The organism is Aeromonas sp. TECH754 (genome assembly GCF_056279295.1).
In genome coordinates this window covers 1989614-2004645 of the sequence record NZ_JBWBRA010000001.1, presented here as the reverse complement: position 1 = coordinate 2004645, position 15032 = coordinate 1989614, and the positions used below count along the sequence as shown (strand labels likewise).

Annotated in this window: 13 protein-coding genes; 4 read left to right on the top strand and 9 right to left on the bottom strand. The window is 64.2% G+C overall.

The window, feature by feature from the left end; all coding sequences use genetic code 11:
- Window positions 1-17: 17 nt before the first annotated feature.
- The gene (locus ACZ9IL_RS08830; protein ID WP_476003171.1) at window positions 18-956 is read right to left on the bottom strand and encodes an ABC transporter substrate-binding protein; all 939 of its coding nucleotides are present in this window, start codon (window positions 954-956) and stop codon (window positions 18-20) included.
- Window positions 957-1149: 193 nt separating this feature from the next.
- Between ACZ9IL_RS08830 and ACZ9IL_RS08825 the strand changes: the two genes are divergently transcribed.
- Window positions 1150-1881 (top strand): 4'-phosphopantetheinyl transferase family protein, encoded by a 732-nt coding sequence (locus ACZ9IL_RS08825; protein ID WP_476003170.1) that lies wholly within the window; start codon window positions 1150-1152, stop codon window positions 1879-1881.
- 61 nt (window positions 1882-1942) lie between these two features.
- Here the strand turns inward: ACZ9IL_RS08825 and ACZ9IL_RS08820 are convergent, their stop codons facing one another.
- From ACZ9IL_RS08820 to ACZ9IL_RS08800, 5 genes are all read right to left on the bottom strand, one after another.
- Window positions 1943-2752, bottom strand: coding sequence for an amonabactin ABC transporter ATP-binding protein (locus ACZ9IL_RS08820; protein WP_476003169.1), 810 nt, complete (start codon window positions 2750-2752; stop codon window positions 1943-1945).
- A 43-nt stretch (window positions 2753-2795) separates the two neighbouring features.
- The gene (locus ACZ9IL_RS08815) at window positions 2796-3866 is read right to left on the bottom strand and encodes an amonabactin ABC transporter permease subunit 1 (RefSeq protein ID WP_476003168.1); all 1071 of its coding nucleotides are present in this window, start codon (window positions 3864-3866) and stop codon (window positions 2796-2798) included.
- A 10-nt stretch (window positions 3867-3876) separates the two neighbouring features.
- Window positions 3877-4893: an amonabactin ABC transporter permease subunit 2 gene (locus tag ACZ9IL_RS08810; protein ID WP_476003167.1), complete on the bottom strand. Its 1017-nt coding sequence runs from the start codon at window positions 4891-4893 to the stop codon at window positions 3877-3879.
- Window positions 4894-4969: 76 nt separating this feature from the next.
- Window positions 4970-6943 carry a siderophore amonabactin TonB-dependent receptor gene (locus tag ACZ9IL_RS08805; RefSeq protein ID WP_476003166.1) on the bottom strand — a complete coding sequence of 658 codons (1974 nt, stop codon included), beginning with the start codon at window positions 6941-6943 and terminating at the stop codon, window positions 4970-4972.
- Window positions 6944-7001: 58 nt separating this feature from the next.
- On the bottom strand, window positions 7002-8240 hold the full coding sequence (locus ACZ9IL_RS08800; RefSeq protein WP_476003165.1) for an MFS transporter: 1239 nt from the start codon (window positions 8238-8240) through the stop codon (window positions 7002-7004).
- A gap of 268 nt (window positions 8241-8508) precedes the next feature.
- Here ACZ9IL_RS08800 and ACZ9IL_RS08795 point away from each other — a divergent pair, with 268 nt between their 5' ends.
- The gene (locus ACZ9IL_RS08795) at window positions 8509-9258 is read left to right on the top strand and encodes a hypothetical protein (protein WP_476003164.1); all 750 of its coding nucleotides are present in this window, start codon (window positions 8509-8511) and stop codon (window positions 9256-9258) included.
- Window positions 9259-9346: 88 nt separating this feature from the next.
- On the opposite strand, the gene ACZ9IL_RS08790 is transcribed toward ACZ9IL_RS08795, so the two are convergent.
- From ACZ9IL_RS08790 to ACZ9IL_RS08780, 3 genes are all read right to left on the bottom strand, one after another.
- On the bottom strand, window positions 9347-9811 hold the full coding sequence (locus ACZ9IL_RS08790) for a DUF2919 domain-containing protein (RefSeq protein WP_476003163.1): 465 nt from the start codon (window positions 9809-9811) through the stop codon (window positions 9347-9349).
- A gap of 138 nt (window positions 9812-9949) precedes the next feature.
- Entirely contained in the window at window positions 9950-10897 is a 948-nt protein-coding gene (gene corA, locus ACZ9IL_RS08785; RefSeq protein WP_005332981.1) for a magnesium/cobalt transporter CorA, read from the bottom strand.
- 383 nt (window positions 10898-11280) lie between these two features.
- Window positions 11281-12927 (bottom strand): electron transfer flavoprotein-ubiquinone oxidoreductase, encoded by a 1647-nt coding sequence (locus ACZ9IL_RS08780; protein ID WP_476003162.1) that lies wholly within the window; start codon window positions 12925-12927, stop codon window positions 11281-11283.
- Window positions 12928-13054: 127 nt separating this feature from the next.
- On the opposite strand from ACZ9IL_RS08780, the gene ACZ9IL_RS08775 reads away from it, so the two are divergent.
- Both ACZ9IL_RS08775 and ACZ9IL_RS08770 read left to right on the top strand, forming a co-directional pair.
- On the top strand, window positions 13055-13807 hold the full coding sequence (locus ACZ9IL_RS08775; RefSeq protein ID WP_476003161.1) for an electron transfer flavoprotein subunit beta/FixA family protein: 753 nt from the start codon (window positions 13055-13057) through the stop codon (window positions 13805-13807).
- A 94-nt stretch (window positions 13808-13901) separates the two neighbouring features.
- On the top strand, window positions 13902-14831 hold the full coding sequence (locus tag ACZ9IL_RS08770) for an electron transfer flavoprotein subunit alpha/FixB family protein (RefSeq protein ID WP_476003160.1): 930 nt from the start codon (window positions 13902-13904) through the stop codon (window positions 14829-14831).
- Window positions 14832-15032: the final 201 nt, after the last annotated feature.

Below are 15032 nucleotides of genomic sequence, written 5' to 3'. Positions count from 1 at the left end.
ATGTCTGAGTGTCGGGCTTAGCGGGTGACGGGGGCGGCGTCTGGCTTGCTCATCAACTGCTCGACATCGTCGATGACTCGCAGGGCCGCCTGGGGGCCGCCTGTGGAGGTCCAGATCGACCCGTCCACGGCGCCGAAGCGCTTGCCCTTGATGGCGCCGAGCTGCTGGAAGGCCGGGGTCTGCTCGGCCTGCTTCATGGCATCCACCGCATCGCCGCTGGTGCTCAGGGTGCCGATCACCAGCCAGTCGCCGTCCAGCAGGTTGAGGGACTCGAGGCTCAGGGCCGGGGAGTGGGGGCTCTTGTCACCGATCTGATGGGGTGGGCGCGCCAGCCCCATCTCCTGCACCACGCTGCTGGCGAAGGTGCTGCCGTGCATGTAGCTCGGCCCCTTGGGGTTCCAGCGCACTATGCTCAGCTGCTCGCCCTGATGCTTGGCCAGCTTGCTGCGGGCCTGTTGCAGGCGGGCCTCATACTGGGTCAGGAAAGCCTTGCCCTCGGCCTCCTTGTTCATCACCAGCGCGCTGCGCTGGAACACCTGTTTCCAGGGCTCGCCCCAGTTGCCGGTGACGACCGTGGGGGCTATCTCCTGCAGCAGGGCCAGCAGCTCGGGCTTGGTCTGACCGGTCAGGATCAGATCCGGTTCGAGGTCTATCAGCGTCTCCAGGTTCGGATTGTCCAGATCGCCGACCACGGCGATCTCCTTGCCCGCCTTCTCCAGCAGGTAGCGGGGCAGGGTGGCCTGCCCACGGCCGTTGACGGTGCCGACCGGTTGCACCCCCAGGGTCAGGGCGCTGTCCAGATCGAGCTCGCTCAGTACCACGATGCGCTGTGGGGCGTCAGGGACGATGTGGGACTGGCCGTTGGCATCGACGACCTGGCGGGTGCCGGCCTGTGCCTGGAAGCCTGCCAGGCTTGCGAGCATCAGGGCGGCGGCCAGGGAGGAGGAGATCTTCATGGTTACATCCTTATGGGTGATATCGGCGGCACCGTGCCTGCTCTGTCTGTCGGCCTGGGTGCGCTCGCGTTGTTCGGCCCCAAATGGGCGGTGACATGTTACCACAGGAGATATTGAGAAACGTTGTCATTTGTATTTGTGGCATGAGCCGGTCCGGCTTTGGTATCATCAGGGACCCTGTCAGGAGCCATTCATGCCGCCTTCCTCCCCATCCACCACCCCGAGTTTTATCCGCCAATCCGATACCTTGTTTATGGCTGACCTCGACAGGCCCCCCATCCACCGGATCTGTTTCGATCCCGCCGCCTTCACCTCTGAGTGCTTTGTCGAGCAGGGGATGGCCTTGCCGACCCCATTGCACAAGGCGGTGGCCAAGCGACAGGGGGAGTTTCTGGCGGGTCGGCTGGCGGCGCGCCAGGCCCTGAGTGCCTATGGGTTGGGCGACGAGAGGGTGATCATCGGACAGGATAGGGCGCCCTGCTGGCCCCTGGGGATGGAGGGCAGCATCAGCCATAGCCAGCTGCTGGGGCAGGGGATGGCGCTCTGCGTTGTGCGCCCGGGCCGAGCCGGGTTGGGGCTGGATCTGGAGGCCTGGCTCGATGAAAGCCAAACGGCGCAGCTCTGGCCCGGCATCGTCGATGAGGATGAGTGGGGGCGGCTGGCAACGGGCGCGGCGGCCGCCGGGTTGAGCGTGGCAGAGGGGTTGACCCTGGTGTTCTCGGCCAAGGAGAGCCTGTTCAAGGCGCTCTACCCCCGGGTGGGACACTACTTCGATTTCCTCGATGCCCGCTGGTCAGCCATGGGGGTGCAGTCCATCAACTTGAGTCTCAAGACCCGGCTCACGGCAGAGTTGCCCGCGGGCTGGCACTGTACCCTGCGCTGGCAGCGGCTGCCTGGGGGCCTGCTTACCCTGCTGACGCTTTGAATCCCCCAGGACGTCAGCCAATAAAAAAACCGCCGGATAGGCGGTTTTTTCGTTGTCAGACTCAGGCCTGCTGCTGCTGCGCGGCGGCGGCCGCCTCGCTGCGCCTACGCGGCACTATGACGGGGGCGCCGTCGCCGGGGGCGTGCAGTATGTCGACGTCGGTCTGGTAGAGGCGGTCGATCAGCGCCTTGGTCACCACCTCCCGGGCCGGCCCCATGGCCTGAACGCCACCGTTACCGAGGGCGATCAGCTCGTCGCAGTAGCGGGCGGCGGTGGCGAGATCGTGGATGACGATGAGCACCGTCTTGCCCTCGGCGGTGATCTGGTGGATGGCCTCCATCACCTCGGTCTGATGACCTATGTCCAGCGCACTGGTGGGCTCGTCCAGCAGGATGGTGTCCGCATCCTGGGCCAGTACCATGGCGAGCCAGACCCGCTGTGCCTGACCGCCGGAGAGAGAGCTGGCGCTCTGGTGCCAAATGGCGTCCAGCTGCATCTGCTGCCGGGCCCAGTGCACCATGCGGGCGTCCTCCTCGCTCCACTGATTGAACCAGCCCTGGTGAGGATGGCGACCATATTGCACCAGCTGCTCCACCAGGATGCCCGCAGGCACCAGGGGCCGCTGGGGCAGGTAGGCGAGCTCCCGGGCCAGCGCCTTGATGCCGTGGCTCGCCAGCGGCTTGCCCTTGAGCAGGATCTCCCCGCTCTGGGGCTGCTCTTGCCCGGCCAGCAGCTTGAGCAGGGTGGACTTGCCGCCGCCGTTGGGGCCGACGATGCCCACCAGCTTGCCCTTGGGCAGGGTGAAGGAGACGTCGTCGAACACGGGCTTGTGTTGATAGCCGAAACGCAGGTTATTCACGCAGAGGGTCATAGGAGGGCCCCTTGTCGGTCTTGGAAAAGGATGGAATGCATCATCAGTCGGCTCTCTGCCTGTCTTTGATAAGAATGAACAGCAGCAACAGGCCGCCGAGGATACGGGTCATGATGCCGGTGGCGACCTCGTGGGGGCTGGCCAGCACCCGCACCAGGGTGTCGCTCGCCAGCAGCAGCAGGGCGCCGCACAGGGCTGCTATCCAGAGCGGCACTATGCGATCCCGGGAGAGCCAGGAGGCGAGGATGGGGGCCGCCATGGCGATGAAGACCACGGGGCCGCCGATGGCGGTGCCAAGCGCCGCCACGACGATGGCCTGGGCCAGCACCCCGAGTTGCACCCGGTTCACGTTGACTCCGAGGGTGCGGGCGGTGACGGGGCCGAGGCGCAGCACGCCGAGGGCGCGGGAGAGATACACAATCCAGGGGCAGATCAGCAGGATCAGGATCCCGACCGGCGCCACCGTGCCATAGCCCTGGCCGACGAAGTTGCCCATGTTCCACAGATAGAGACTGGTGAGGTGCACCAGGGACTGGGTGGACATGGCGAACTGGCCGATGGCGTTCATCAGCTCGGAGACGCCGATGCCGATCACCACGAACAGATAACCCTGCTCCCCCGGCTTGTTGCACAGGGCGTAGAGCACGGCCGCGGCGAACAGGGCACCGAGCGGCGCGGCCCACCAGGGCCAGCTGCCCAGCGTCAGATAGAGAGAGAAGATGATGATGGCAAGGGATGCCCCCTCGTTGACCCCGATCATGTCCGGGGTGGCGAGGCGGTTGCGGATCAGGGTCTGCACCAGGCAGCCTGAGAGGCCCATGGCGGCGCCCGCCACCAGCACGGCGACGATGCGCGGCAGCCGGATCTTGAACACCGTCACCTCGCTGAGCCGGTTTCCTTCACCCAGCAGGGTCTGCACCACCCCCAGCATGGTGAGCTTGCCTGACCCCAGGGTCAGCGCCAGCAGGGAGAGCAGCACCAGGGCCAGCGCCAGGGCGAGGGTGATGAGCCAGGCGCGGCGCTCAAACAGCAGGGTGCGGTTGCCAAGGCGCAGGCGGAAGGTGCCGGCGGGGAGGGCGTGCGGGGCAGGGGCGTCGTGGATGGTGTTATGCATGGAGGGCACCTTATTTGACGGCCAGCAGGGAGCGGAAGCCGCCGCTGCGCACCACCAGGATGAGCACGGGGGCGCCGATCAGCGCCAAAATGACGCCGTTTGGCAGCTCGAACGGCTGCAACAACCAGCGCGCCAGTATGTCGGCACCGAGCAGGAACAGGACGCCGAACAGGGCAGAGAAGCGCACCTGAATGGACAGGCGCACCGGCTCCACCAGGCGGGCGCAGTAGGCGGCGAGGAAGCCGACGAAGCCGATGGGGCCGGCGATGGCGATGGCGCAGGCGGTGAACAGGGTGGCGGCCAGCAGCACGCCGATGCGCACCCGGGTCGGCCTGATGCCGAGCGCCTGGGCCTGGTGGTCCCCCATCTGCATCAGGGTGAGCTGGCGGCACAGCGCCAGGGTCAGCAGCAGGCCCGCGAGGGCGAAGGGCACCACGGTCAGCACGGCATCCAGGCTGGAGGCAGCCAGTGACCCCAGATTCCAGAAGCGGAACTGCTCCAGTACCACCTTGTTGGAGAGCAGCAGGAAGTTGGAGAGGCCGCCGAAGGTGGCGGAGAGGGCGACCCCCACCAGGATGAGTTTGAGGGGATTGGAGCGACCCACCATCAGACCGAGGCCGAGCACGATGAGGTTGCCGAGCAGGGCCCCCATGCCGGACCAGAGCAGATAGCCGTAGGACGACTCCACCCCGAAATAGGTGAGACCGATCACCAGTGCGAAGACGGCACCGGCGTTGACCCCGAGCAGGCCGGGTTCGGCCAGGGGATTGCGGGTGGCGCTTTGCAACAGGGAGGCCGCCAGCGCGAGACAGATACCCACCACCAGGGCCGCCAGGGTGCGGGGCAGGCGCAGGGTATTGACTATCATGGCGAGTTTTTCATCGGCGACGAGGACGGGATCGCCCAGCAGGAAACCGGCGACCTCGCGGCCACCATAGACACCGGCCCCGGTGGCCAGTGACAGCGAAATCAGCAGGAACAGGAGCAGCACTCCGAGCCAGAACAGCCGTGCTTGGTATCTGAGCACTCAAGGACTCCTTCACATCGAGGCGCTAGAAACGCAAAAAGGGAGCCCCGTTGCCGGAGCTCCCACAGAGGAGTGATTACAGCTTGTAATCGACCCCGGCGTAGACGGTACGACCTTCCAGGATGAAGTCGGCGTCGGTGGCAACCTCGTCACGCTTGGTGTTGGTCAGATTGGTGATGCCGAGCTTGAAGTCCAGGGCCGGTGTGACGGTCCAGTTGGTGTTGACGTCCAGGGTCTGGTAGTGCTCGGACTTGAACGCCTGTGAGTTGCGGGCCGGGACCTTGATGATCTGGCTGCCGACATATTGCCAGGCCAGGTTGGCGCTGACGAGGTCGCTTGCCTGCCAGTCCAGACCGAGGTTGCCGGTGTGATCCGGGGTCTTGGCCAGATCATCGCCGGTGCTCTTGTCTTCGGAGTCCAGCAGGGTCCAGTTACCGGTCAGCTGGACGTTGTCCAGCACGTCGACCCAGCCGGTCAGCTCCAGCCCCTTGATGCGGGCCTTCTTGACGTTGAGGTAGGTCATCACGGTCGGACGGTAGCCTGGGCCCCACTGATCGCTCTGGATCAGATCCTCGATGTCGTTGTGGAAACCGGTGACGCCGGCGCCGAAGCGGGTGCTCTCGTAGGCGGTGCCGAGCTCATAGCTGACCGCGGTTTCCGGTTTCAGATCCGGGTTGCCGATCACCTGGCAGGCGCCGCGACAGGCGGTGGTGGAGAAACCTTCACTGGATTGGGCCAGCGTCGGTGCCTTGAACGCCTTGCCGGCGCCACCCTTGATCACCCACTCGTCGGTCAGGGTGTAGAGGGCGTAGGCACGGGGGCTGAACTCGTTGCCATAGGTCTCGTGGTGATCCAGACGACCGGAGAGGGTCAGGGCCAGATCGCCGAAACCGAACTCATCCTGCAGATAGACGGCGCTCTGGGACGCATCCACGCTGCCGCTGGCGATATTGCGGCTGTGCTCCAGTTCGGTCTTGCGCAGTTCGGCGCCCGAGGTCAGCAGGTGCTCTCCGAGGTAGCCGCTGACCTGACCGTCGACGGTGTTGTTGGTCTGGGTGACATCGGCGGTGCCGCCGTTGAGCTGGGAGTCGTCCATCAGGTCGATCTGCTCGAAGTAGTAGCGTACCCGGCTGTCGAAGTGCTGCCAGCGGCCGTTGTGGCTCAGGCCCAGGCTCAGACGGTCGAGGTTCTGCACGTTGTGCGGGGTAGCCGGTGCTGTCGGGGCGCGCGGCACGTTGTTGAAGTAGCTGTCCATGTCGTTCTGGTTGTAACCCAGATCGAAGTCGATGTCCTGATTGTCGGCGACCAGCCACTTCAGGCCGGTGAGCACGTTGACCACTTCGCGTTTTTCCAGCGCATCGGCGTCCGGGTTATTGGACTGATCGCTCTTCCAGCGGTCACGCTGATAGCCTTCGACCACGATGTTGCCGAGCAGCTTGTTGTCGATGAGGGCACCGGACACATAGGCGCTGCCCTGGTTGGCATCGCCGCCGTCACCGGTGGTCGGGATGTTGTGGGTGTAGCCAACGGAGGCTTCGGTCGTCTCGGTGGCCTGGCGCAGGATCACGTTGACCACCCCACCCAGGGCATCGGCACCGTACAGGGAGGAGACGGGGCCACGGATCACTTCGATACGATCGATGGCCGCCATGGGGATGGAGCTGAGATCGAAGTCGTTGCCGTAGGCGCTGCCCAGGGTCTCGCGGGCATTGACCCGCTTGCCGTTGATCAGCAGCAGGGTGTAGTCGCCGCCCATGCCACGGATCTTGATCTCGTTGCGGCCGGTGGGGTTGGTGGCGATGATGTTGACGCCCGGCACGTGCTTGAGTGCATCACCGATGTTGTTGACGTTCATCTTGTCCAGATCGGCGCGGCTCACGACCGAGACGCTGGCCGGGGCCGAGAGCTCGGTGTGCTTGGTCTGGGTGGCGGTGACGACGATGGTCTCGTTGGCCTTGGCCGACTCGGCCTGGGCCAGTCCCGGCAGGGCCAGCAGACCGAGGGAGAGCAGGATGGGGTTCAATTTAAATACGCCGTGCTGCAACTGCATTGTCAAAACTCCATGAAAAAAATTGAGGTTATGGATCGGGCTCTGTTGGCCCTTGTGCTCACCGACTTCCTTGTCTGGCAGTGCCAGAGGCAGGATTATTGTTGTTTTGTATCCGCTCCAGTCCCCGGATGAGGAACCAGACACCCGCGCAGGCCAGCAGCCCGCAGGCGATATTGATCCAGGCGAGAGTGGCGAAGCCGTGCAAGGCACCGGTTTCGTCCGAGATGAGGTATCTGGCCGACAGCAGGCTGCCGAGCCCGGCCGCCACATTGGTGACCGTGCCCTGGAATGACATGAAGGCGGCGCGCTGATGGGGGGCCGGAATGGCCGCCGTGACCGCGAGGGTGGTGCTGGCGCGAGCCGAGCTCAGGGCCATGAAGAGGGTAAACAGCAGGTAGATGGGCATGCCGATGGGCAGGGCGAAGCCGAGCAGGGTCACCAGCGCCAGCAACAGGCTGGTGAGCAGGATGGCACCCTGGGCTCGGCCCTTGTCTATCCAGCCGCCGCACAGCCGCATGGTCGCCATGCTGGCGAGGCCACCGCACAGGTAGAGGGCGGCGATCTGCTCGCGCGGGAAGCCCTGGTTGAACTGGAAGTAGTTGGCAAAGTGCGGGATCAGCAGGAAGTGGCCGAACATCTGCAGGCTGAGGATGCAGAGGGCCCCCTGACACAGGGGGGAGCTCAGCAACTGGCGCAGGCCGCTGCCGTGGGCGGAGCGAGTGACCGGCAATGAAGGCAGCAGACGGCTGCAGAGCAGCGCCAGCAGCAGGCCGCAGGCGCCAAACAGCAGGAAGGGGCTCTGCCAGCCGCGCCACTGGGCTAGGGTCAGGGCGACGGGCACGATCAGGATGGCGGCAAGGGAAAACGCCATGCCCACGTAGGCGAGGCGACGGCCGCGCTCGGCCGGTGGCACCAGATCCAGCACCGCTGCCATCAGGATGGCGGAGAGCGGGCCCGCCACGCAGCCCGACAGGATGAACAGCAGCAACAGCTGTTGGCTGTCCTGCACCAGGGCGCAGGCCATCAGCAGCAGGAAACGCAGGGTCAGCAATATCAGCAGGGCGGGTTTGCGGTTGAAGCGATCGAGCCAGGGCGCGGCCAGTATCCCCATCAGGGCGGCCCCCAGAGTGGCGCCGCCACTGAAATAGCCGGTCTGCTCCGGCTGCATGCCGAGGCTGACGACGAGATCCGGCCCAAGGGGCATCACCATCATCATGCTGCCCATGGAGAGCATGTTGATCAGCAGGGCCAGATGGATGGCGGCAGGGGTGCTGGAGACGACAGGATCTGGCTTCATCAGAGGCTGACTCGAAAAAATGAGTCCGAATTGTATCCGAGGGGTTTGGTTGTGACAACAAATGATAACCATTTTTATTTGTATTGAGATGTCTCTCAATGAGTCTTTATGTCCAGGGGTGAACGACACGCTGTTTCGACCCGGATGGATGGGCTAATGGTTTGTAAATACACAATAAAATGAAGGGCTTCCGGCCCCGCTATCATTACAATGGTGGCGATGAGACACAGGGCAAGAGGCGCATGATGGGCAAGAGGGGGAGAGGATGATGAGACGTTGGCGATGGATCTGGCTGTGCTGCTGCGGGCTTTGGACCCTGCCGCTACACGCCGAGGTCAAGGTGATCCCGGTGTTTGAGGCGCCGGCCATGGTGCAGACCCTCAAAGAGATCTACCCGGCGATCGGGGTGAGCGCCATGGGCAATCAGCTGGTGCTGAGCGGCAGCGCGGCCCAGTTGCAGGAGGCGGAGGCGACCCTCAATCAGCTCAACCAGCCACCCCAGAGCCTGCTGATCGAGTGGCGGGTAGGGGGAGTCTCGAGCAACAGCCAGCTGGGGGTCGGGGTGGGCAACGACAACGCCAGGCGGCAGTGGTTAGCGGAGGGCGGGGTGCAGGACTATCAGCACACCCAGCAAGACAACTGGCAGGTGCGTGGCTTGTCGGGGCGGCCGGTGTTGCTGCAGATGGGCTCCTACCAGCCGGTTACCTTCTATCGCTGGCAAGGGGGGCGAGTGGTGGGCATGGTGCCGCTGATCAGCGGTCTCTACGCCACCGCGACTCTGGTGGGAGAGCAAGTGCGGATAGTACTCAGCAGCGAGCAGGCGAGGCTGGAGCGGGGTGACATCAAGACCGGACAGAGCGCCACCGAGGTGAGTGGCGCCCCCGGCCAGTGGTTGACGGTGGGGGAGTTGTCCACCAGTCAGAGCAGCCGGGAGAGCGAGCTCTCGAACCCGTCACGGCTCGGGGTGGCCAGTGGCAGCGAGCGCCAGACCCTGCAGGTCCGGGTCAGCCGCCAATAAGCAGTGAACGAGCGGATCCGTTGCGCGCTCGGCAGGGCGGGCAACGGCGCCTGACTGATCAGGGCCGCCGCCTTGGCTCTGATCAAGTCTAACCATGGGGTTGGTCGACGGCGTACTCACGCAGTTGGCGGCTCTTGAGCAGATACCAGAGCGCCCACAGGCTGCCAATGAGGACCAGTGCCGTCGGCCAGCTGAACGACCACTTCTGCAAATTCAGGCTGTGCAGTTGCAGCACCAGCCCACCCAGGGTCGAGCAGAGCAGCAGGCCGCGGCTGTGACGCCTGAGCCAGGCACGGGGGCTGCGGGTCTGCTGATGGGTGCCGCCGAAGGCGAGCAGTGCCAGCATGGCGGGCAGATCGCTCAGCAGGCCGAGATAGAGGCTCATCCTGTCCGGATAAAACAGCGCCAGGATCTCGCTGCCGCTCTCGCGAGTGACCCCCGCCATCAGAAACAGCCAGACCGAGCGGGTCAGCAGCAGGGCGATGGGCCAGAACCAGAGCGGCGGACGCAACTGGCCGTGATCGTCATAGCGGTGTTCGGGATAGAGGGTCATGAGATCGGGGGGTGAGCGAATGATGAGGAAGGATATGGGGCGGTGATGGGCCCTTTACAAGGGAGGAGGCGGACCCGAATTAATCGGGGGCCCTGCCCCCAATCCATTTTCTGTCGCGGTTGGCACAGTCGCGTGCCGTTACAGCCAGCCCTTACGCTTGAAGAACAGGCCGGTGCCGAGCGACGACATCACCATCAGCACCAGCGACATTTGATAGCCATACTCCCAGGCGAGCTCCGGCATGCGGCCGAAGTTCATGCCGTAGATGCTGGCGATCAGGGTCGGTGGCAGGAAGATCACCGCGGCCACCGAGAAGATCTTGATCACCTTGTTCTGCTCCAGATTGGTCACCCCCATGGAGGCCTCCAGCTGGAAGTTGATCTTGTCGAACAGGAACTGGGTGTGGGGCAGCAGGGACTCCACGTCGTGCAGCATCTCGTCGATCCACTTGTTCTGCTCGCCGGTCATGCGCTGGCGCAGGCTGCGTTTGAGGAAACGCAGGGCGCGACGGGTATCGTGCAGGGAGAGGCGGATCTGGCCGTTGGCTTCTTCCTGGGCCATCAGCTCTTTGAGCATGGAATTGATCTGGTCTGGTTCAAAAATCTGGTCTGCGGTATTTTCCAGGGTTTTGTAACCGTCTTCGATGAGATCTGAGAGATATTCCACCTTGAGATTCTGTACTTCCAGCAGGATGTCGAGGGCATTCTCTACCTCCAGCCTGTCCTGGCGCATGTAGTGGCGCAGCAGGCGCACCAAGCCGATATCATCCTCGCGGATGCTGATCAGCAGGTTGTTGCGCAGGGTGAAGGAGACGTGGACACCCTTGGTGTCGCGGCCGATCCGCTGGGGGAACAGGGAGTGGATGTGCAGGCCGTCGGTGTCCCAGTAGAAACGGGCGGAAGCCTCGATGTCGTCCAGCTCTTCCTTGTCCGGCACTTCTTCCAGGAACAGGCCCGTCAACCATTCTCGCTCCGCCGTGTCCGGCTTGTAGGCATCCAGCCAGACGGTGTTGTCGGGGACTATGTCGTCCGGCCCGAGCGTGACTATGTCCAGCACCTTGTTATTGAGAATGTAGGCGGTGATCATCTGTCCCCCCTTAAGAAGTCGTGGGTAATCAGGGATGGTTGCACAGGTTCATGCGGCCCTAGATCGCACAGAAAGCGATCCCATGAAATAGCGTAGCGAGGCCGATGGACAACCTGAATGCGGCGAACTATACAGGGGCGGGCCCCGCTTGTCAGGGGCTATTCATCAGGCTTTCGGCCTGTTCGCTCAAAAAAACAGCGAGGTCGGATCAGCGGATCTGGTCGCGAAAGTAGGGATATCTGCTTCACTCCATTCCCCTGCCGAGCGAGGGATAACAGAGCAGGGGTCATGTGGCGAGGTGGCCGGGTGACGAGCCATTCCAGGACGGGGGCCGAGCAATGTTTCGGCCTGAGCATCCTCGATGTCACGGGTCTTCTCGCATCTCACATATTGGGGTAGTTCGGCCCCGAGCCCCCCTGAGGCGGGGTCCAGACGATGTTCTGGCTGGGATCCTTGATGTCGCAGGTCTTGCAGTGGATGCAGTTAGCCGCGTTGATCTGCAAGCGAGGTTGACTCTCCTCGGCCTCTATTATCTCAAAGACGCCGGCCGGGCAGTAGCGCTGGGCGGGCTCGGCCCAGCTGGGCAGGTTGACTGCCACCGGGATGCTCGCATCCTGCAACTTGAGGTGGCAGGGCTGATCCTCGTCGTGGCTGGTGTTGGCGAGATAGACGGAGGAGAGCTTGTCGAAGCTGAGCCGGCCGTCGGGTTTGGGGTAGACGATGGGCTGGCAGCGGCTGGCCAGGCGCAACTGGCGATAGTCCGCTTCCTTGTCGAGCAGGGTAAAGGGAGTGCGGGCGGCGAACAGCCGCTGCTCCAGCCAGTTGAAGGCACCGCCGAGCCAGGGGCCGAAACGGTGCAGCGCGGCGCCGAAGTTGCGGGCGGCGCCCAGCTCCTGTGCCAGCCAGCTCTGTTGCAATGCATCGTTGAACTCGGCCAGATCCCGTCCTCCCTCGTCCCCCCCACGCAGGCTCATGGCGACGGTCTGTGCCGCCAGCATGCCGGACTTCATGGCGGTGTGGATGCCCTTGATGCGGGAAAAATCCAGGGTGCCGGCGTCGCAGCCGATCAGCAGGCCACCGGGGAAGTGCATGCGCGGCAGCGAGTGCCAGCCCCCCTTGGTGATGGCGCGGGCGCCGTAGCTGATGCGTTCGCCCCCCTGCAGCGCCGCTGCGATCAGCGGGTGATGCTTGAGGCGCTGGAACTCATCGAACGGGCTGAGCCAGGGATTCTGGTAGTTGAGATCGACGATGAGGCCGACCGCCACCTGATTGTCTGGCAGATGGTAGAGATAGAAGCCACCCTGACTCTTGTTGCCCTTCGCCTCGCCAAGGGGCCAGCCACTGCCGTGCAGCACCAGACCCGGTTTGGACTGCACGGCGGGGACCTGCCACAGCTCCTTGAAGCCGATGGCGTAGTGTTGCGGCTGGGCCTCGCTCTCCAGATTGAACTCGTTGATCAGCTGTTTGCCGAGGTGGCCGCGGGCGCCCTCGGCAAACAGGGTGTAGCGGCCGTACAGCGCCATGCCGGGCACATGATCCGCCTTGGGATTGCCTTCCCGATCCAGCCCGAGATCGCCGGTGATCACCCCCCTTATCCTCCCCGCCTCCAGAATGAGTTCGCTCGCGGCGAAGCCGGGATAGATCTCGACCCCGAGTGACTCGGCCTGCTTGCCGAGCCAGCGACAGAGGTTGCCGAGGCTGATGATGTGGCAGCCGTCGTTGTGCATGCGTGGCGGTACCGCCCAATGGGGCAGTTGCAGGGCACGGGTTTCACTTTGCAGCAGATGCACCCTATCGTCCGTGACCGGTGTCCCGAGGGGGGCCTGTTGCCAGCGCTCTGGCAGTAGCTCCTTGAGGGCCATGGGATCGAGCAGGGCGCCGGAGAGCAGATGGGCGCCGATTTCCGCCCCTTTCTCCAGCACACAAACCGTGATACCGGGGCTGTGCTGCTTCAGGGCGATGGCGGCACTGAGGCCAGCCGGGCCGCCGCCGACGATGACGACATCAAATTCCATTGCTTCGCGTTCCATCTTGCCTCTGCGCTCGACTTGGCCTAGGGTAGTGCTGGTAGTTTACGTAAACGTAAAGCATTTTGTCAGCATAAAAAGTGCGGGAGTGCAAAATGGATTCACTCAACCGGTATGAGGAATGACCGCCATGAAGCTGCTGGTCGCTGTCAAACGGGTCGTCGATTTCAACGTCAAGATCCGGGTCAAGCCCGATGGCTCCGATGTGGAGCTCGCCAATGTGAAGATGGGCATCAACCCGTTTTGCGAAATCGCGGTGGAGGAGGGGGTGCGGCTGCGGGAAGCCGGTGTGGCGACCGAGCTGGTGGTGGTCACCTTCGGGCCCGAGGCCGCCTCCGAGCAACTGCGCCACGCCCTGGCGCTGGGGGCGGATCGGGCGCTTCACTACGTGACCGATGGGCAACTGAGCCCGCTCAAGGTCGCGCAGGCGCTGCAAAAATTGTGCGAGCAGGAGCAGCCCGATCTGGTGCTGCTCGGCAAGCAGTCCATCGATTCTGACAACAATCAGGTCGGCCAGATGCTGGCGGCGCTGACCGACTGGCCGCTCGCCACCTTCGCCTCCGCCATCAGGCTGGTGGAGGGGGAATTGCAGGTGACTCGCGAGATAGACGGCGGCCTCGAGACCCTCGGCATGGCGCTGCCCGCCGTGGTGACCGTGGACTTGCGCCTCAACGAGCCGCGCTTCGCCTCGCTCCCCAACATAATGAAGGCCAAGCGCAAGCCGCTGGAGAGCCAGCCGTTGGCGGCGCTCGGTCTCGATGCCACCAGCGAGCTCCGGCTGCTCGGGGTGATGGCCCCCCCGGTGCGCAGCGCCGGGGTCAGGGTCGGCTCGGTGGACGAGCTGCTGGACAAGCTCAGGCACGAAGCCAGGGTGCTGTCATGAATCCCGTTGGCATCAGCACGACGCAGATCGGGCGCGGGCTCGTCGCAGTAGCCGGCGCAATGGACAAATCGAGAACGGAAGCGAAGGTGCAGCCATGAGCGTACTGATCATTGCCGAACATCATCAGGGTCAACTGGCCGACAGCGTACCCCGGCTGGTCACGGCCGCCACCCAACTCGGTGGCGAGGTGCATCTGCTGCTGTTGGGGCAGGGACTGACCGAGGCGGGAGAGCAGGCCGCCAGCCTGGAGGGGGTCGATCGGGTGTTGCTGGCCGAGCACCTCCTGCTGGCCGAAGGTTTGAACGACGGGGTCGATCGGCTGCTGGTCCAGGTGGCGCGAGACTATCAACACTGCCTGATGGCGGCGAGCAGCCACGGCAAGGACCTGCTGCCGCGGCTGGCGGCCAGGCTCGGGGTGGAGATGATCTCCGAGGTGACCGGTATCGAGGGACCCGATACCTTCCTGCGCCCCATCTACGCGGGCAATGCCATCGCCAGGGTAGGGAGCTCGGCGGCCATCAAGGTGCTCAGCATCCGCGCCAGCGCCTTCACCGGAGTGAGTGGCGGGGGGAGCGAGGCCCCCGTCGAGCGGCTGCCGGTACCGGAACTCAGGTGTCGTACCCGCCTCATCGAGCGGCGGGCGGTGCGATCTGCTCGGCCGGAACTCGGCGCGGCCCGGGTGGTGGTCTCGGGGGGCAGGGCGCTCGGCTCCAGGGAGCAGTTCGCCCTCATCGAGGCCCTGGCCGACAAGCTGGGGGCCGCGGTCGGTGCCTCCCGGGCGGCGGTGGATGCGGGTTTTGTCGCCAACGATCTGCAGGTGGGCCAGACCGGCAAGATAGTCGCGCCCGAGCTCTACATCGCGGTCGGCATCTCGGGGGCCATCCAGCACCTGGCGGGCATGAAGGAGTCCAAGGTGATCGTCGCCATCAACAAGGATCCCGAGGCGCCCATCTTCCAGGTGGCGGACTACGGGCTGGTGGGGGACCTGTTCAGCCTGCTGCCGGAGCTCACCGCCAAGCTGTGATGTTGTGAAAAAGGGCCTCGGCAGCGCATTTATGCCAGCAGCCGGCCATTTCTCTGCACGTTCTCTGCAAGCCCTGACCCATTCAGGGCTTTTCTACTCTTTGGGAACTGCCTGGCTGACCCAAAAGGGTGCGCCAGATCCCAAAAAGCCTTTGCCCCGACGGGGGGCTCTCGTGTAAAAAGTTCAAGTCATCGATCACTC